General features: G+C 46.1%; 14 protein-coding genes and 1 pseudogene. 1 reads left to right on the top strand and 14 read right to left on the bottom strand.

Annotated elements, in window-relative coordinates:
- Positions 1-143: 143 nt before the first annotated feature.
- The 12 genes from I4V84_RS12090 to I4V84_RS20635 form a co-directional block, all read right to left on the bottom strand.
- Positions 144-1,232 (bottom strand): helix-turn-helix domain-containing protein, encoded by a 1,089-nt coding sequence (locus I4V84_RS12090; protein WP_173716296.1) that lies wholly within the window; start codon positions 1,230-1,232, stop codon positions 144-146.
- 387 nt (positions 1,233-1,619) lie between these two features.
- Positions 1,620-2,489 carry a YitT family protein gene (locus tag I4V84_RS12085; RefSeq protein WP_173769330.1) on the bottom strand — a complete coding sequence of 290 codons (870 nt, stop codon included), beginning with the start codon at positions 2,487-2,489 and terminating at the stop codon, positions 1,620-1,622.
- Between the two features lie 25 nt (positions 2,490-2,514).
- Positions 2,515-4,548: a nitric oxide reductase activation protein gene (locus I4V84_RS12080; protein WP_334286076.1), complete on the bottom strand. Its 2,034-nt coding sequence runs from the start codon at positions 4,546-4,548 to the stop codon at positions 2,515-2,517.
- Positions 4,538-5,458, bottom strand: coding sequence for a MoxR family ATPase (locus tag I4V84_RS12075; RefSeq protein WP_195992220.1), 921 nt, complete (start codon positions 5,456-5,458; stop codon positions 4,538-4,540). Before I4V84_RS12075 ends, I4V84_RS12080 begins: the two co-directional genes overlap by 11 nt.
- A 68-nt stretch (positions 5,459-5,526) precedes the next feature.
- A complete protein-coding gene (locus I4V84_RS12070) occupies positions 5,527-7,641 on the bottom strand; it encodes a glutamine synthetase III (protein WP_195992218.1) in 2,115 nt (704 codons plus the stop codon).
- 199 nt (positions 7,642-7,840) lie between these two features.
- On the bottom strand, positions 7,841-8,740 hold the full coding sequence (locus tag I4V84_RS12065) for a diacylglycerol kinase family protein (protein ID WP_334285775.1): 900 nt from the start codon (positions 8,738-8,740) through the stop codon (positions 7,841-7,843).
- Between the two features lie 200 nt (positions 8,741-8,940).
- Positions 8,941-9,720, bottom strand: coding sequence for a tryptophan synthase subunit alpha (gene trpA / locus I4V84_RS12060; protein ID WP_118578364.1), 780 nt, complete (start codon positions 9,718-9,720; stop codon positions 8,941-8,943).
- The gene (gene trpB, locus I4V84_RS12055; protein ID WP_195992340.1) at positions 9,713-10,897 is read right to left on the bottom strand and encodes a tryptophan synthase subunit beta; all 1,185 of its coding nucleotides are present in this window, start codon (positions 10,895-10,897) and stop codon (positions 9,713-9,715) included. The genes trpA and trpB overlap by 8 nt, the downstream gene beginning before the upstream one ends.
- 47 nt (positions 10,898-10,944) lie before the next feature.
- Entirely contained in the window at positions 10,945-11,595 is a 651-nt protein-coding gene (locus I4V84_RS12050; RefSeq protein WP_173718792.1) for a phosphoribosylanthranilate isomerase, read from the bottom strand.
- A gap of 112 nt (positions 11,596-11,707) precedes the next feature.
- Complete coding sequence (trpC, locus tag I4V84_RS12045; RefSeq protein ID WP_195699035.1) at positions 11,708-12,505, bottom strand: indole-3-glycerol phosphate synthase TrpC; 798 nt, start codon at positions 12,503-12,505, stop codon at positions 11,708-11,710.
- Positions 12,506-12,645: 140 nt separating this feature from the next.
- The gene (trpD, locus tag I4V84_RS12040; protein ID WP_195992216.1) at positions 12,646-13,659 is read right to left on the bottom strand and encodes an anthranilate phosphoribosyltransferase; all 1,014 of its coding nucleotides are present in this window, start codon (positions 13,657-13,659) and stop codon (positions 12,646-12,648) included.
- 38 nt (positions 13,660-13,697) lie between these two features.
- Positions 13,698-13,850, bottom strand: a complete 153-nt coding sequence (locus I4V84_RS20635; RefSeq protein WP_319017267.1) for a DUF6783 domain-containing protein — start codon at positions 13,848-13,850, stop codon at positions 13,698-13,700.
- Between I4V84_RS20635 and I4V84_RS20630 the strand changes: the two are divergent.
- Positions 13,788-13,934 (top strand): annotated as a pseudogene (locus tag I4V84_RS20630) (DUF6783 domain-containing protein); the annotation flags it as partial. The gene I4V84_RS20635 and the pseudogene I4V84_RS20630 sit on opposite strands and share 63 nt — an antisense overlap.
- On the opposite strand, the gene I4V84_RS12035 reads toward I4V84_RS20630, so the two are convergent.
- Together I4V84_RS12035 and trpE are read right to left on the bottom strand one after the other, a co-directional pair.
- Positions 13,868-14,437: an aminodeoxychorismate/anthranilate synthase component II gene (locus I4V84_RS12035; protein WP_118578370.1), complete on the bottom strand. Its 570-nt coding sequence runs from the start codon at positions 14,435-14,437 to the stop codon at positions 13,868-13,870. The pseudogene I4V84_RS20630 and the gene I4V84_RS12035 overlap by 67 nt on opposite strands.
- The gene (gene trpE, locus I4V84_RS12030; RefSeq protein ID WP_195992214.1) at positions 14,434-15,960 is read right to left on the bottom strand and encodes an anthranilate synthase component I; all 1,527 of its coding nucleotides are present in this window, start codon (positions 15,958-15,960) and stop codon (positions 14,434-14,436) included. The genes I4V84_RS12035 and trpE overlap by 4 nt, the downstream gene beginning before the upstream one ends.
- Positions 15,961-16,562: the final 602 nt, after the last annotated feature.

Below are 16,562 nucleotides of genomic sequence, written 5' to 3'. Positions count from 1 at the left end.
CACAAAGGAAACACAAAGCAGATCCAGGAATATTTTCCAAATACCGCGTTCAGAGTTTTCAAACACGCTCTAGTACATCACAAAAGATGAAAAATGCCTGCCACAAACAAATGCAGCAGGCACAGAAATTACAGATATGAAAATTAATACTCCAGAGTCTCCATATACTTCATGTATCTTACAACCATCAGCGCAATCTTGAATGTGATCGCATCCTCGAATACACGAAGGTCAAGTCCGGTGCTCTTCTGAAGCTTGTCCAGACGATAAACCAGAGTATTACGGTGAATGTAAAGCTGTCTGGAGGTCTCGGATACATTCAGGCTGTTCTCGAAGAACTTGTCGATGGTGACCAGAGTCTCCTCGTCAAAATCATCCGGGGACTTGCCGCCGAAGATCTCCTTAATAAACATCTTGCACAGCGGGATCGGAAGCTGATAGATCAGACGACCAATTCCAAGAGAGCTGTAAGCAATAACATCCTTCTCAGGTGAGAAAATCTTGCCTACATCAAGAGCCATTCTGGCTTCCTTGTAGGAACGGGAAACTTCCTTCAGCTCGCTTACGATAGTTCCGTATGCAATATGTGTAGTATTCTCTTTCTCAAGTCCTAAGGTATCAAGGATGGTCTGGGCAAGCTTGTCCATCTCCTCGTATCCTTCATTCTCCTCAAGCTCCTTGACAATGATAATGCTCTTCTCATCAACAGCTGTGATAAAGTCCTTGCTCTTGCCGCCGAACAGACTCTTCACGCTCTCCATGGAGCTGTGCTCTCTCTCCTGCTCAAGCTCCAGGATCATAACCACCCGTCGAACATCCGCATCAATATGAAGCTTCTTCGCACGATTATAAATATCTACCAGAAGCAGGTTATCAAGAAGCAGGTTCTTAATGAAGCTGTCCTTGTCAAAACGCTCCTTATATGCAACGATCAGGCTCTGGATCTGGAAAGCGGCAAGCTTTCCTACCATATAAGTATCTTCATCTTCTCCGTGGGCGACCAGAATGTATTCCAGCTGGTAATCATCACAGACCTTGAAATACTGATAACCTTTCACAAGCTGGCTGGCAGCCTGGGATTCCACAAATGCCTGAATATCCTGTGGCTGAATCTCAAATTCACTGTAGGTGGACGCCAGTGTCTTGCCATCTGTGTCAATAATGCAAAACTCCGTCCTGGATATCTCCCTGAGCCCCTCAAGTGTATTCTGCAGTACCTGATTTGATATCATTACCCTTCCGTCCCTTCTTGTAAATTATAGGGCTACTGGTCTCACAGCTGTCAATGTATTCCAGGATAGTGAAAACATCGTCAAAGAGAGCAGTAACATTATATGTTCGCCGGTATAACCGGCATGAATCGCTGTCCATTAGTGCCAAAATTCGCGGTCTCAAATCTGTAATATTGCACAAAACCTCAGACAGTCTTAGGAAAATCTACTGATTCCAAAAATCCATGAACCTATTTTAATACAAAATCACCAAAAAAGGAAGAGGAAAGTAGAAAAAATTTACAAATTTCCAGCAATTTTTTTTAACTTTTTCTATATCACTCCAATTTCAAGCCCTATTTTTCCCCTTTTTGCGGTGCACAAAAGGCTTTGGTAAAGTTTTTCTTTTTACTTACGTTCAATAAATCCCTCACCATGGACTTCACGCACGTCAGACACGATCACAAAAGCATCCGGGTCAATATGGTCTACCAGCTCTTTCAATGCCACAATCTCCTTGCGTCCCACAACGCAGTAAAGAAGCAGCTTGTCCTGGCCGGAGTACATTCCCTTTCCGTGGACTCCGGTCACGCCGCGATCCAGTTTGTCCATGATTTCTTTGGAAATCTCGTCAGGCTTGCTGGTAATGATATACGCCTGTTTTGAAAATTTCAGACCTTCGATCAAGCTGTCAGATACCTTTGTTACAAGATAAACGGCGATGATGGCATAAAGTGCTTTCTGCACACCGAACACATACATACCTACAAGTACGATGGCTCCATCAATAAACTGCATAATCTGAGCAATGGAATAATGGCGTAGCTTCCGTTGCAGCAGTGCCGCCATCATGTCTGTGCCACCGGTAGTTCCTCTTCCAAGAAACACAAGTCCGATTCCAATCCCCTGGATTACACCACCATAAACGGCTGCCAGCAAAAGATCATTTCCTGCAATATCAAATGCCGGAAGAACCGCCAGCCAGAATGACAGGCAGATTTCTCCCACCAGTGCCCTTTTCACAAACTGGAATCCACTGAGCTTCATTCCGATCAGAAACAGCGGGATATTCAGACTTAAATTCGTGATCCACAGTGGGATGCCTCCCGGCACGACTCCCTCCGTCCACTCTTTTACCAGGATCGCAATACCAGAAAATCCTCCGGTTACCATACCGGACATATCGAAAACACTGTTTATGGCAGTTGCCATAAGGGCTGTACCCACAATGATCATCAGGTAGTCCAGGAAGGCAGCTTTTTTGTTATTTTGGAACATGGCGTTACCTCCGTATTCTGCTTTCTTATTCATCATCCTCCAATTGCTTTGTAAGATATCTTCCAACGATTTTGGAAAATCCGGTAATATTTCGGATATATGCAAAATCCTTTCCAAAAATCTTCTTCTCCGTCGCCAGATCTTTCTCTTCCCCGGCGAAAACACCCAGCACGCTCACTCCCTGGCTGCGCAGCTTACGGATCTGGGCTGCAGTGTCGGTAATTGCGTACTTCCCATGATACGGTGCCGGATTCTTTGCATTGGGACGATTGACAATAACATCGTAAGGACGTCCATCACTGAGAATGATCAGAATCTTTTTCTCTTCCTCTCGGTTCAGCAGACCGTATCCTGCTGCCCGAATGGCAAGTCCGTCACGGTTGTTGGATGATGTTACATAGTTAAATATATTTTCATTTGCACTTCTTGGGTCGTCATATTCTCTGAAGCGGTGGAGAATGGTATAATCCCAGAAAGTGCAGTAGCTCATCACTCTGTGGGGCAGCTCTGCATTGCTAAGTGCCTCGCTGATAATGTATGCCTGCAGCGCTACCTCACCCTGGCGGCTCATCTGGGAACCACTGGCATCGATCAGCACATCTACCACAAAATCAGAAGAATCTCCCTTCAATTCCCGCTTAAAAACCTGTGCATCACTGCTTCTTCCAAGCCGCCACAGCCTTGATGGAACAATCATTCCTCTGTCTGAAAGAATCTCCTGATTTTCACTTTTGATGACCAGTGACTTTTTCAGCATTTCTGTGAGTAGGGCGATATTCCGCTTCACAATGCGGTGTTTGTCATGATAAAGCCAGATATTCTTATTTTTCAACCTTTTTGCATATTCATACTGGTAATTTCGTTTTACCGGACTTTTCAGAATCCCCTCAGTAAAATACAGGCTGCAGTCGCTGTGGATGTCACGGCACATCAGCTGGTTCATCCGCTTCTCTTCCAGCTCGCTCAGATACGTTTTTCCAAAATTCAGCTCTACATAGGTGTGGGCTTTTTCCAAAGCCTCCTGAGGCAGAACTGTAATTTTCTGTTTCGACTGCCGTTCCTCTTCCATCTCCCGAGTGACATCCGCATTCTCCATGCCCGCCACATTGGAGGTAAGCTGCTCCATATAGCTTTCCAGTGCGTCCTCATACATTTCTTCGGAAAGATAGTCATGCCAGTCGAACTCCGTCAGATCCTCCATAGTGACAGCAAGCACCTGCTCAAGGGTTGCCTTTTTGGAAAAATCAAGGTCAGCGACTTCATTGTATACAGTATCTATGATGCGGATTAAAGACATTGTATCCGCAGTCTCTGCTGCACTGGAAATCAGATCAATATAGTGATAGATTCCTTTATGTTTTCTATCTTTTTGTTCTTTTTCTGTTATATTTGTTATGGTTTTGTTTGATGCATCCGCATTTTCCCCTCTGTCAATCCGCCTTCTCAGCAGGTTCACTCTCAGATAGCCCAGCTTATCTGCTGCCGACGGCATAGTCTCATATTCCTGATCCAGTATGTCCTCGCAGGCTTTCCTCTGCATCTCCCAGATCCCAGGGCGCTGTTCACAAATCCGTTCTCCGATGGCTTCTTCAATACAGAGCTGCGAAACAAAGGTAAGCGCAGCTTCATCCGCGCCCATGAAGATTTTTTTCACCAGATACATTCCCAGAAAATCTTTATCGAAGAATTTCGCCAATGCGCCCTGCTTAATTCCATCATACAATGCAATATCCTTTGACCTGAGGAACAGGGAAACATCCGGCTTCATCTGCTGGGTGTAGTCCCCGCTGATAGTCCAGAGCAGATTTCGGATACGGTTTTCCAGCTCTAATTGATAATCCTGGAGATTCAGTTCTTCACAGTTATCCTCTCTTGCCTGAAAATTTTCGCTTTTCTCCGCTACAGGTACTTCCATTGAAACTTTTTCTGATTTCTTATCCCCAGCTGCAATTTTAATTTTTTCTTTCCCAATAGCTGATTTCTTCAAAAATTCCTCTGCATCTTCAAGATCAACCAATTTGGCAGAAATTTTTAAAGATTCGTTTTCTTTATTCTCCATAAACATCTTCCCGTGTCCAGCCCTGTGGAATCCTGGTTCTCACCACATCCTCCACGATTTCCTTCTCAAACACATCAAATGTTTTATTCACAATGCCCATGCGTACCGCCTGCCATGGGGAAAGCCCGGTACGCACGATCTTCATGGCAGCAAGCAGGCCGCGAAGATCCAGCGGCTTTGTGGAAATCTCACTGTTCATGGATTTCTGCTGCAGATCCAGAAATACTCCTATAAACTGCTCCACAACCTCTTTCTTTGCATCCGGGAACATCCTGTTGAAAATAAATCCAAGCGTTTCCTCATTCTGTGCGGGCATGTCGATTACCAGAAAACGGGAAACCAGAGCCTCATTCAGCTCCTTGGTTCCGGCATACCCGTAGTTCATGGTTCCAATAAATCTTGCCGCCGGGTGAAGGTCTATTTTGTCATATCCTGGCACATCAATAGACCGGCGGTAATCCAATGTGGCGTGAAGTACAGAAACCGCATCATTCTTCGCCATATTGATCTCATCCAGAATACCGAATCCGCCTTCCTCAGCACACTGGTAAATGCTTCCCTTACGCAGCTTCACCTGATTATCCACGAAAGTATCTGTTCCAATCAGGTCACCGCTGTTTGTATTCACATGGAAGGACACGTTATACACCGGTCTCCCGAAAATATATGCCAGATTCTCTGCCAGCACATTCTTTCCCGTAGCCTTCGGTCCTGCCAGAAGCAGATTCTCCTGCTCCAGCACCGCTGCCATGGCCATCTCCAGTGTTTCCTTCCCATAAAATGGCAGCGCCGGTTTTATCCGTCTGTGCTTCGCTTCCTCTGAAACACCATATTCCTGTCGAAACTCATCCGCAGCCTTAATAAGTGCCGCACTGACACCTTGTTCCTCTAAAAAATCAAATTCACTCATCTTTTTCCTGCTTTCACTTTACCTCTTTAATTGAAAAGAGGACTGCGGCTGCAGTCCTCCTGATCACTTTACGGCTCAAACACCAGATCTCCATAAGATGGCATCGGCCACATATCTTTATCCACTAACATTTCCAGTTCGTCAACCGGCTCTCTTAATTTCTCCATTGCCGGAACCAGTTTCTCTCTGCAGAACACTGCCCTGTCACGTCCTTCCGGATGCGTCTCGATCTGATCTACCAGCTTGCTCAGCTTATTCATGGTACTGTTCACTTCTTTCAGAAGCTTGCTTGCTTTCTTCAGAAGATCCATCTGAACGCTCACGTCAATTGGTCCAACTGCCTTCACCTGATTGATGGACTCTGCCAGTACAGTTGTATACTTGATAACTGCCGGAATGATCTGCTTGGTTGCCATGTCCACCATGGTTTTCGCTTCGATGTTAATTGCTTTCGCATAAATCTCATACTGGATCTCCGCTCTGGACTCCAGCTCAGTCTTTGTAAATACTCCAAATTCTCCGAACAGTTCTACAGCCTTATCTGTAGTAAGTGCCGGAATGGCATCTACCATAGATGGCAGAACAGGAAGTCCGCGGCGGCGTGCCTCTTTTTCCCATTCAGGAGCATAGCCATTGCCGTTAAATACGATTCTCTGATGCTGGGTAGCATATTCCTTGATCAGATCATGGACTGCCAGATCAAAGTCTTCTGCGCTCTCCAGAACATCGCAGGCTTCCTTAAACGCCTCAGCAGTAATGGTATTCAGCACCACATTGCATGCGGAAATGGAATCCTTGGAACCAACCATACGAAACTCGAATTTATTGCCGGTAAAAGCAAAGGGTGAAGTACGGTTACGGTCTGTAGCATCCTTCATGAAATCCGGAAGCGTCTTAACGCCTGTATCCATTTTCTCCCCGGTCTTACTTCTTGTAGCAGTACCAGTGCTGATCAGCTGCTCCAGCACATCCTCAAGCTGCTCTCCAAGGAAAACCGAAATAACAGCTGGCGGAGCCTCATGACCGCCAAGGCGCTTGTCATTTCCAACATCTGCAGCGGACTCACGAAGAAGATCTGCATGCTTGTCAACTGCTTTCAGGATACAGGTCAGAACCAGAAGGAACTGAATGTTCTCATGTGGTGTCTTCCCCGGCTCCAGAAGATTAATTCCGTCATCAGTAGTCAGGGACCAGTTATTGTGCTTACCAGAACCATTCAATCCTGCAAAAGGTTTCTCGTGAAGCAGACAGCGCATGCCATGACGGCTTGCCACCTTTTTCAGGATACGCATCATGATCTGGTTGTGATCTGCTGCAATATTAACAGGTGCATAGATCGGCGCAAGCTCATGCTGTGCCGGTGCAACCTCATTGTGCTGGGTCTTGGCTGTAACTCCCAGCTTCCAGCACTCTTCATTTACTTCTTTCATATATGCGGAAACTCTCTGACGGATGGTTCCGAAATAATGGTCATCCATCTCCTGTCCTTTCGGAGGCATGGCTCCGAAAAGAGTGCGTCCGGTGTAAACCAGATCCTTTCTCTGCATATATTTCTCTTTATCAACAAGGAAATACTCCTGCTCTGCACCAACAGATGGTGTCACTCTCCTGGAGGTCGTATTTCCGAAAAGTCTGAGAAGTCTTAACGCCTGTGTATTGATGGCTTCCATAGAACGAAGAAGCGGTGTCTTCTGATCCAGCGCTTCTCCTGTATAGGAACAGAAAGCGGTAGGAATGCATAAGGTTCCGCCTGCTGCATCATGTCTTACAAAAGCCGGTGAGGTACAATCCCATGTTGTATAGCCTCTTGCCTCAAAGGTGGCACGAAGTCCGCCAGATGGAAAAGAAGATGCATCCGGCTCTCCCTTGATCAGCTCTTTACCGGAAAAGCTCTGAAGGACTTTTCCATTCTCCATAGGTGCGGTGATAAATGCATCGTGCTTCTCTGCAGTTACGCCTGTAAGGGGCTGAAACCAGTGACTGTAATGAGTGGCCCCCTTCTCGATGGCCCATTCCTTCATCTCGTGGGCAACCACATCTGCAACCTCCATGGAAAGCTCCTTGCCCTCTTCAATGGTTTTCTTCAGCTCTTTGTAAACCTTCTTCGGCAGACGGTCCTGCATGACGGAATCATTGAATACATCACATCCGAATAATTCCTTCACATTAACATAATCTCCCATTGTTCCTCTCCTCTCGTTCATCTCGCTGCTTATTTCCCCAGGCTGCCATTTATCTGCGGTACCTTCTCTCCATAAACAACGATTCATCACACATTACTGGTTCTTATTTTTTCACATGTAAGCACTTAATGCTTTCACAGGTGCAAGGCAAAAAACGCGCAAAAATTCTCTCTGGTGATACCAGCCGGTCTCACCCTGTTTACTTGTCGCTCTTCAGGCAAAGATTCAGTGCCTGCTGCAGATTCTCAATCTCTACCAGCCTTGGGCTTCCGCCGTACTCACCATCCAGTGTCCATGCTACTTCTTCCTCTGCTTCAACTGTAAGCTTCCGGGCCTTGAAAGAATAGATCAGGTCAGAATTATCCTCCATGTTGAGAAGATTCCGGACAATCTCCTGCATTTCCAGCGGGTTCTTAGGCTGTACAATCAAAGTGACCTCAAAAAGGCCGTCGTTCATATCCACATCCTTGGTCAGGTTCTTAAATCCGCCCACAGATCTGGAATTGGTGACCATGCCGTAGATAAAATTATCTTCGATCACACCATTCTCTGTTGTCACTTTCATATGGTAAGCCTTGATATCCAGAAGTCTCTTGGCACCTTCCAGGACATAAGCAAGATGGCCCAAAATGTTCTTCAGGTCCTGACTTGTCTCATACGACACATCTGTAAAAAGACCAAAAGCAGCTACATAGGCAAAAGTCTGGCTGTTAAATCTGCCTACGTCGCATCTGTAAATCTCTTCCTTCATGATCATAGATGCCGCATCCAGCATATTTTTCGGCATAAAAAGGCTGTTGGCAAAGTCGTTGGTGCTTCCTGCCGGTATGTATCCGACCGGAACCTTGCTTCCCACCTCGGTAATTCCTGTAACCACTTCATCCAGCGTGCCGTCACCGCCGCTGCAGACGATCAGATCCACCTTGTCTGCATATTTCTTCACCTGTTCATAGGCATCCTTCGGGGCCTGAGTTGCGCGGATGATCACCTCATAACCGCCTTTATTAAAGATATCTACTATATCCATCAGAGATGTCTTGATCTTGCCCTTCCCTGCTTTGGGATTAAAAATAAATACCAGTTTTTTCTCCAACTTCATTCCTCTTTTTCATTACCATTTATTTTACACATAAAATCAATTCACATATGATACTATAAAAAAAAGAGGGCAAAATGTCAACGCTTTTGCCCTCTTTTATAGTCTTTTTAGAATGAAAACAAGCTAAATTTTTTTGGTCTGTTCTGCTTATTTTTGGAAAAACTGAAGCATTTCTTTTCCATTTTTTATATTCTTCCTGCTTAAGCCTCACGCACAGCGTCTTTCATAGACTTTACATAATCCTTTACATATGGGACGCAGTTTTCTCCATGTGCGGCACAAATTTTCACAATGGCGGAGCCTACAATCGCACCGTCAGACTGGGCAGCCATTTTCTTTGCCTGCTCCGGGGTGGAGATGCCGAAGCCTACTGCACAGGGAATGTCCTTTGCAGCTTTTACCAGCTTCACCATCGCTCCGATATCGGTGGTGATCTGGGTTCTGGTTCCGGTTACGCCAAGGGAGGAAACGCAGTATACGAAGCCATTTGCCTCTTTTGCAATCCGGGTGATCCGGTCGTGGGATGTGGGGGCGATCAGGGAAATCAGCTCCAGACCATACTGTTTGCAGACCACATCGAACTCCTCTTTTTCCTCAAAAGGTACATCAGGAAGAATCAGTCCATCCATTCCGATTTCTGCTGCTTTCCTGATGAAACGCTCTGTTCCATAGGAAAAAACAACGTTTGCGTAAGTCATAAATACCATTGGGATACTGGTTTTTTTACGGATTTTTACCACCATGTCAAAGATCTTGTCTGTGGTTACTCCGCCGCTCAGTGCACGCACATTGGCTTCCTGGATCACAGGACCTTCTGCTGTCGGGTCGGAAAACGGGATTCCAAGCTCAATAAGGTCTGCACCTGCTTCCTCCATTGCATAGACAAGCTGCTCGGTGATCTCCAGAGATGGATCTCCGCAGGTGATAAATGGGATAAATGCTTTTCCTTTTGCAAATGCTTCTGAAATTCGGTTACTCATGGATATCCTCCCCTCTGTATCTTGCGATTGCTGCACAGTCTTTGTCGCCCCGGCCGGAAATAGTGATAACTACGCACTGATCCCTGCCCATCTGCGGCACGATTTTTCTTGCATAGGCAACAGCGTGGGCGCTTTCAATGGCAGGAATGATTCCTTCTGTTTTGGAAAGATATTCAAAGGCTTCTACTGCTTCTTCATCTGTTACAGGTACATACTGGGCACGGCCAGTGTCGTAAAGGTGGGCATGCTCCGGTCCGATTCCCGGATAATCCAGTCCTGCGGAAATAGAGTAAACCGGCGCGATCTGTCCGTACTCGTCCTGGCAGAAATAGGATTTCATTCCATGGAAGATTCCAAGTCTGCCAGTGGCAATGGTGGCTGCGGTCTCTGCAGTATTTACGCCGCGGCCTGCTGCCTCGCAGCCGATCAGCTGTACATCTTTGTCTTCAATAAAGTGGTAAAAGGTTCCGATGGCATTGGAGCCGCCGCCTACACAGGCAAGTACTGCATCTGGAAGCCTGCCTTCTTTTTCCAGCATCTGTTCTTTGATTTCTTTGGAGATAACTGCCTGGAAATCGCGGACAATGGTTGGGAAAGGGTGAGGGCCCATAACGGAGCCCAGTACATAATGGGTATCTGCTATACGGTTGGTCCATTCACGCATGGTCTCGGATACGGCATCTTTCAGGGTGGCAGTTCCGGAGGTTACAGGATGAACTTTTGCTCCAAGGAGACGCATCTTATATACATTTAATGCCTGGCGCTCGGTATCTTCTTTTCCCATGAATACCTCGCATTCCATTCCCATAAGGGCTGCTGCTGTGGCTGTGGCTACACCGTGCTGTCCGGCTCCAGTTTCCGCGATGACACGGGTTTTGCCCATTTTTTTTGCAAGAAGCACCTGACCTAAGACGTTGTTGATCTTGTGGGCGCCGGTGTGGTTTAAGTCTTCTCTTTTTAGATAAACCTTTGCGCCGCCAAGGTCTTCGGTCATGTGAGCTGCGTAGTAGAGGTGGGATGGTCTTCCTGCATATTCATTTAAAAGTTCTGTAAGCTCCCGGTTGAATTCCGGGTCGTCTTTATAATGGTTGTAGGCTTCTTCCAGTTCGATCACCGCGTTCATCAGAGTTTCGGGGATATACTGGCCGCCGTGGATTCCAAATCTTCCGTTTGACATAGTGTTGGTTCCTTTCGTTTCGCTGTTTTGTATATGAATTACTTTCTTCACTCTAAATCTGCTTCTCGCTCTTTTCTGTATGCTTCCAGTGTATTAATCTGCTTCAGCATACGGGCAATCTGCTGGATTTTCGCCCGGTCTTTTCTTCCATCGGTTTCCAGGCTGCTGCTCAGGTCTACAGCCCATGGGTGTAAGGTTCCGATGGCGCTGCGGAGGTTTTCGGGACCGATTCCTCCGGCAAGGAAGAATGGGCGGCGGACTGGGGGAACCAGGGTCCAGTCGAAAGGTTCGCCGGTTCCTCCTGCGCCCTGGTCTAAGAGGATGTAGTCGGCAGGGCTTCGAAGGGCCCGCTGTACATCTTCAGGTGTTTTTATGGAAAAGGCCTTGATTACAGGCTTTCCGGTCATATTCTGGATTTTTTCGATGTAGTCTTCGTCTTCATCCCCGTGAAGCTGGGCTGCCCATAGGGTGCCATCTCTTAATAAGGAAATGGGGAGTTCCGGGGCAGCGTTTACGAATACACCTACGGGAAGGATTTCCTTGTCCAGTCCCTTAACCAGGACTTTGACCTGTTCTGCCGTAAGGCTTCGTCTTCTTCCCGGAACTTCAATTATGAATCCCGCAAAATCCGGTTTTGCTCCATTTACAGCTTCAATATCCTCTTTGCAGGTCAGACCGCAAATTTTTAATTTTGCCATACTGTTTCGTTCCTTTTCATTAATTTTTTATTTTCCAACTATTTTATCAGCACATTATACATCTCCGATTGCCAGAGCGTGCATGGAATATCACTTATCACCATGAGTCAGCTCAGACAATCCCTGCATTTAATGCCCCAAGTGCCGCTTTCTTGTCAGGGCTGCGCATTAAGGTCTCCCCGATCAGGACTGCATCTACTTTGTTTTCATATAATATACGGATATCCTCCGCTGTCTTAATACCACTTTCGGAAACAAACACCGTATCAGCAGGTGCCATGTTCCGCAGTCTGATACTGTTTCCCATATCAACGGTAAAATCATGGAGATTCCGGTTGTTCACTCCCACGATTTTTGCTCCAAGATTCAAAGCACGGTCCACTTCCCACTGATCATGAGCTTCTACCAGAGCATCCAGCCCCAGCTCCTGTGCCAGTTCCCCAAAGGCTTTTAACTGGCTGTTATCAAGAATCGCACAAATCAGAAGTACAGCGGAAGCCCCAAATGCTTTTGCCTGGTAGAGCATGTACTCATCTACTGTAAAATCCTTTCGAAGCACCGGAATATTCACTGCCTGGGAAATTTCCTGCAAATACCTGTCTGCGCCCTGGAAATAAAAGGGCTCTGTGAGGCAGGAGATTGCAGAAGCACCGGCCTGCTCATATTCCTTTGCAATGTCCAGATAAGGAAAATCTGGTGCGATCAATCCTTTTGAAGGAGATGCTTTTTTTACTTCACAGATGTAAGACATTCCCGGCTTTTTTAATGCCTCCAGAAAAGAGATTTTTTCCTCGGCATGTTTCGCCAGATCGGAATTCTGCTGTGAGATAAGTTCCCTTAATGGGAATTTAAATTTTTCCTCCGCAATACGCTCTTTTGTGCGCGCTGCTATCTCGTTTAAAATACTCATTCTATCTCCTGTAAAACTCTCTGTGATGTCATTCTCTCTTGTCGTCATCTTTATCCAAATGAGTTATATTGTTATTTTTCAGTGCTATTTTGTTTTGTGATGTGATTATTGTTATTTTTGTTATTATTTGTGTTTATTTTTCACTCCTGATTACTCTTTTGTATAAATTCTTCCAGTTTCTTCAGTGCAGCCCCGCTGTCGATCAGCTGCTCTGCCATCTTCACACCTGCTTCAATGGAAGCTGCTTTGCCTGCAATATAAAGTGCGGCACCAGCATTCAGGCAAACTGCATGACGTTTCCCACCTGTCTCTTTGCCTTCCAGAATTGCTTTTGTGATTTCGGCGTTCTCCTGCGGGGTTCCTCCCTGAAGCTCCTCTTTTGTGCAGCGCTCATAGCCAAACTGCTCCGGAGTGAGTACATAGGATGTAAATTTGCCATCTTTGATCTCGCATACAGAAGTCGGTGCACTCATGGAAATTTCATCCAGACTGTCCTGTCCGAAGACAACCATTCCTCTTGTTACTCCAAGGTTTGCCATGACCTGCGCAAGAGGCTCAACAAGGGCTTCATCATAAACACCCATCAGCTCCATATTGGCGCCAGCCGGGTTGCTTAACGGTCCAAGAATATTAAATACAGTACGGATTCCCAGCTCTTTACGGATTGGAGCCACATACTTCATTGCAATGTGATAGTTCTGTGCAAACAGGAAGCAGATTCCGATTTTTTCCAGAAGTTCCTGGCTTTTTTCCGGTGGAATTGTGATCTTAACGCCCAGAGCTTCCAGCACATCTGCGGCTCCTGATTTTGAAGAAGCAGCTCTGTTTCCATGCTTTGCTACCGGTACACCTCCTGCTGCGATCACAAGGGAGGCAGTAGTGGAAATGTTAAAGGAATTGGAGCCGTCTCCACCAGTACCTACGATTTCCAGTACATCCATGTCATGAAGCAGCTTGATGCAGTGTGCTCTCATGCCTGCCGCGGAAGCGGTAATCTCATCAATAGTTTCCCCTTTCAACGCCAGAGCAGTCAGATAGGCTGACATTTGTACCGGAGTAGCTTTTCCGCTCATAATCTCGTCCATTACCTCTTCTGCTTCCAGATAGGTTAAGTTCTGTTTCTTCGATAATTTGATAATACTTTCTCTGATCATTTTTTCTGCTCCTCTCTGATGTTGTCCTTTATAAATTGTCAAATCTGACTTGCGCTTCCAGAGCGTGTTTGAAAAATCATTCCCGCAATCTGCACGCCCCACTTTGCGGGAGATTTTGCCCGAATTCGGTTGCCGTAGCCCGCTACGGCGCCCTCATCCGGACAAAATCTCCCACAAATTGTGACGCACATCTTGCAGAAAGCCTTTTTCAAACACGCTCTAGAAAATTCTCAATCATCTTCCTTCCATCGGGAGTCATAACAGACTCAGGATGAAACTGTACACCATAAACCGGATATTCCTTATGCTCCACTGCCATGATTTCTCCATCTTCTGCTCTGGCTGTCACAACCAGCTCCTCCGGAAGAGTCTCTTCTATTGCTGCCAGGGAATGATATCTTGCTGCCGGGAACTTTTTCGGGAGTCCTTTAAACAGGACATTGGAACCGCACTGGATCATCTCATCTCTTTTCCCATGCTTCAGTTCTTTTGCATAGGAAACCACTCCGCCAAAGGCTTCGCAGATGCTCTGATGTCCCAGACACACACCCAGAATTGGGATTTTTCCAGCGAACTCTTTGATCACCGGAATACAGATGCCTGCCTCCTCCGGTCTTCCAGGACCCGGGGAAAGAACAATTGCTTCCGGTGCCAGCTTCTCTATTTCTCCCAGGGAAATTTCGTCATTTCGAACCACCTGAATATCCGGATTAACGGACCCGATCAGCTGATACAGGTTATAGGAAAAGCTGTCGTAATTATCAATCAGTAAAATCATTCTAATCCCTCCTCTGCCTGGCTGATGGCCCTTACCACCGCTCTTGCCTTATTCTGGCACTCTTCAAATTCTTTTTCCGGTACGCTGTCTGCCACGATTCCGGCTCCCGACCGGATACAGATTTCATCTTTTTTCTTATATACCAGACGGATTGCAATGCACACATCCAGATTTCCTGTGAAATCCACATATCCGATTGCACCGCCGTAAATGCCTCTCTTGCTTTGTTCCAGTTCCTGAATGATCTGGCAGGCACGGAATTTCGGTGCCCCTGAAAGGGTTCCTGCAGGTAAGATGGCATCCACCGCGTCTATGGCATCTTTACCCTTTTTGATGGTTCCTGTTACTGTGGAGCCCAGGTGCATGACACAGGAATAACGTTCCACAGTCAGATATTTTTCTATTTTTACGCTGCCAAGCTCACTGATTTTTCCAATATCGTTTCTTCCCAGATCCACAAGCATGTTGTGCTCGGCAAGCTCTTTTTCATCCTGAAGAAGATCCGCTTCCAGTGCTTTGTCCTCTTCCGGTGTTTTTCCTCGCGGCCTTGTTCCTGCCAGTGGGAAAGTGCTTAACTTGCCATGATCTAATTTCACCAGTGTCTCCGGGGAGGCACCTGCGATTTCAATGTCATCACTGGAAAAATAGAACATGTAGGGGGATGGGTTGGTGGCTCTCAGAACACGGTAAGTATCAAACAGGCTGCCCTCTGCTTTTGCCCTCATGGGGTTTGACAAAACCACCTGGAAAATATCGCCCTCGTGGATATAATGCTTCGCCGTTTCCACCATCTGGCAATATTTTTCTTTAGGGAACTGAGACTGGATTTCAGATTTAAGCCTGATCGGAGGAAAGATTTTTTTCTCACCCTTTTTGATCAGCTCTGTCATTTCTTCCAGTTTTTCACAGGCCTGTTTATAGGACTTTTCCAGATCATCTGTCATCACACCTGTAATAAGAAAAACCTTCTGACGGTAGTGGTCGAATGCGATCACATCATTAAACAGCATCAGATCCAGATCCCGAAAATCCTGCTGTTCCTTATCTTTTAGTTCCAGCTTGGGTTCACTGTATTTGATGTAGTCGTAGGAGAAGTAACCTACCAGACCGCCGGTAAATGTGGGCATATCGTCCATAACCGGACTTTTGTACTGACTGATGATTTCACGGATAGCATCGCCTGGATGGGCAACCTGTCGAACCTCTTCTGTACTGCTTTCTGTACTGCTTTCTGCAGCATTGCCGCTTCTACCAAAAGTTTCCGTCTTACTGGTTTTTCGAATTCGCAGGATTCCGTCTGTACAGGTGATTTCCATGGAAGGGTCATATCCCAGAAAAGAATACCTGCCCCACGCTTCGCTCTGGCTGGCGCTTTCCAGCAGATAGCAGTGATGACTCGCCTTTTGCAGAATCCGCATCATCTCTACTGGTGTGTAGCTGTCTGCGTATAACTCTTTGCAGATTGGAATTCTTTTGTAATCTCCTGCTGCCATTTCCCTGATTTTTTCAAACGTTGGATACATAGAACACCTCCCGATTTATTACCTGAACAGTGCACGTGCCGCATCCTCGCAGAGCGTTTTTAGGTGTAACAGGAACATTACGGAGTAATTTTCTAGTACACAAAAAACCCGTCCAGGACAGAATTTCCATATCTGTCAAGGACGGGTCTGAATATTCACCCGCGGTGCCACCTTGCTTCACGATAAAATCGTGCTCTTAACGGAATACCATCATATTCCTGACAACTGACGTATGTCCTACGTCGCATAATACTTGGCTTCTGCAGAATCTACTTTCATGCTTCAATCAGATATGTCTGCAATTCTCTGCATTTGTTCTGCACGCATTCTGCCTTTCCATGCGCCCTCAGCGGCCCATTTAACAAACTGCCTTACCGCCCGGCTCTCAGCCTCCCGGACTCTCTGTGGGTGCACGATTGTTTTTATTCCCGCTTCATCGGTTTAGTTCGTTGAATTAAATTTTTATTTAAAATAGCATACAGGCAATGAATTGTCAAGCAATTTTTTCATATTTTATAAACATTTTATGAACCATTTATGATAATGTCCTAATATACCATAAAGGAAAATGTCCCAATGTAGTATAATGCTTCCATCAACAG

This window comes from Ruminococcus sp. 1001713B170207_170306_F1, from assembly GCF_015668065.1.
Lineage (GTDB): Bacteria > Bacillota > Clostridia > Lachnospirales > Lachnospiraceae > Blautia_A > Blautia_A faecis.
This window is presented reverse-complemented; position numbering and strand designations above follow the sequence as displayed.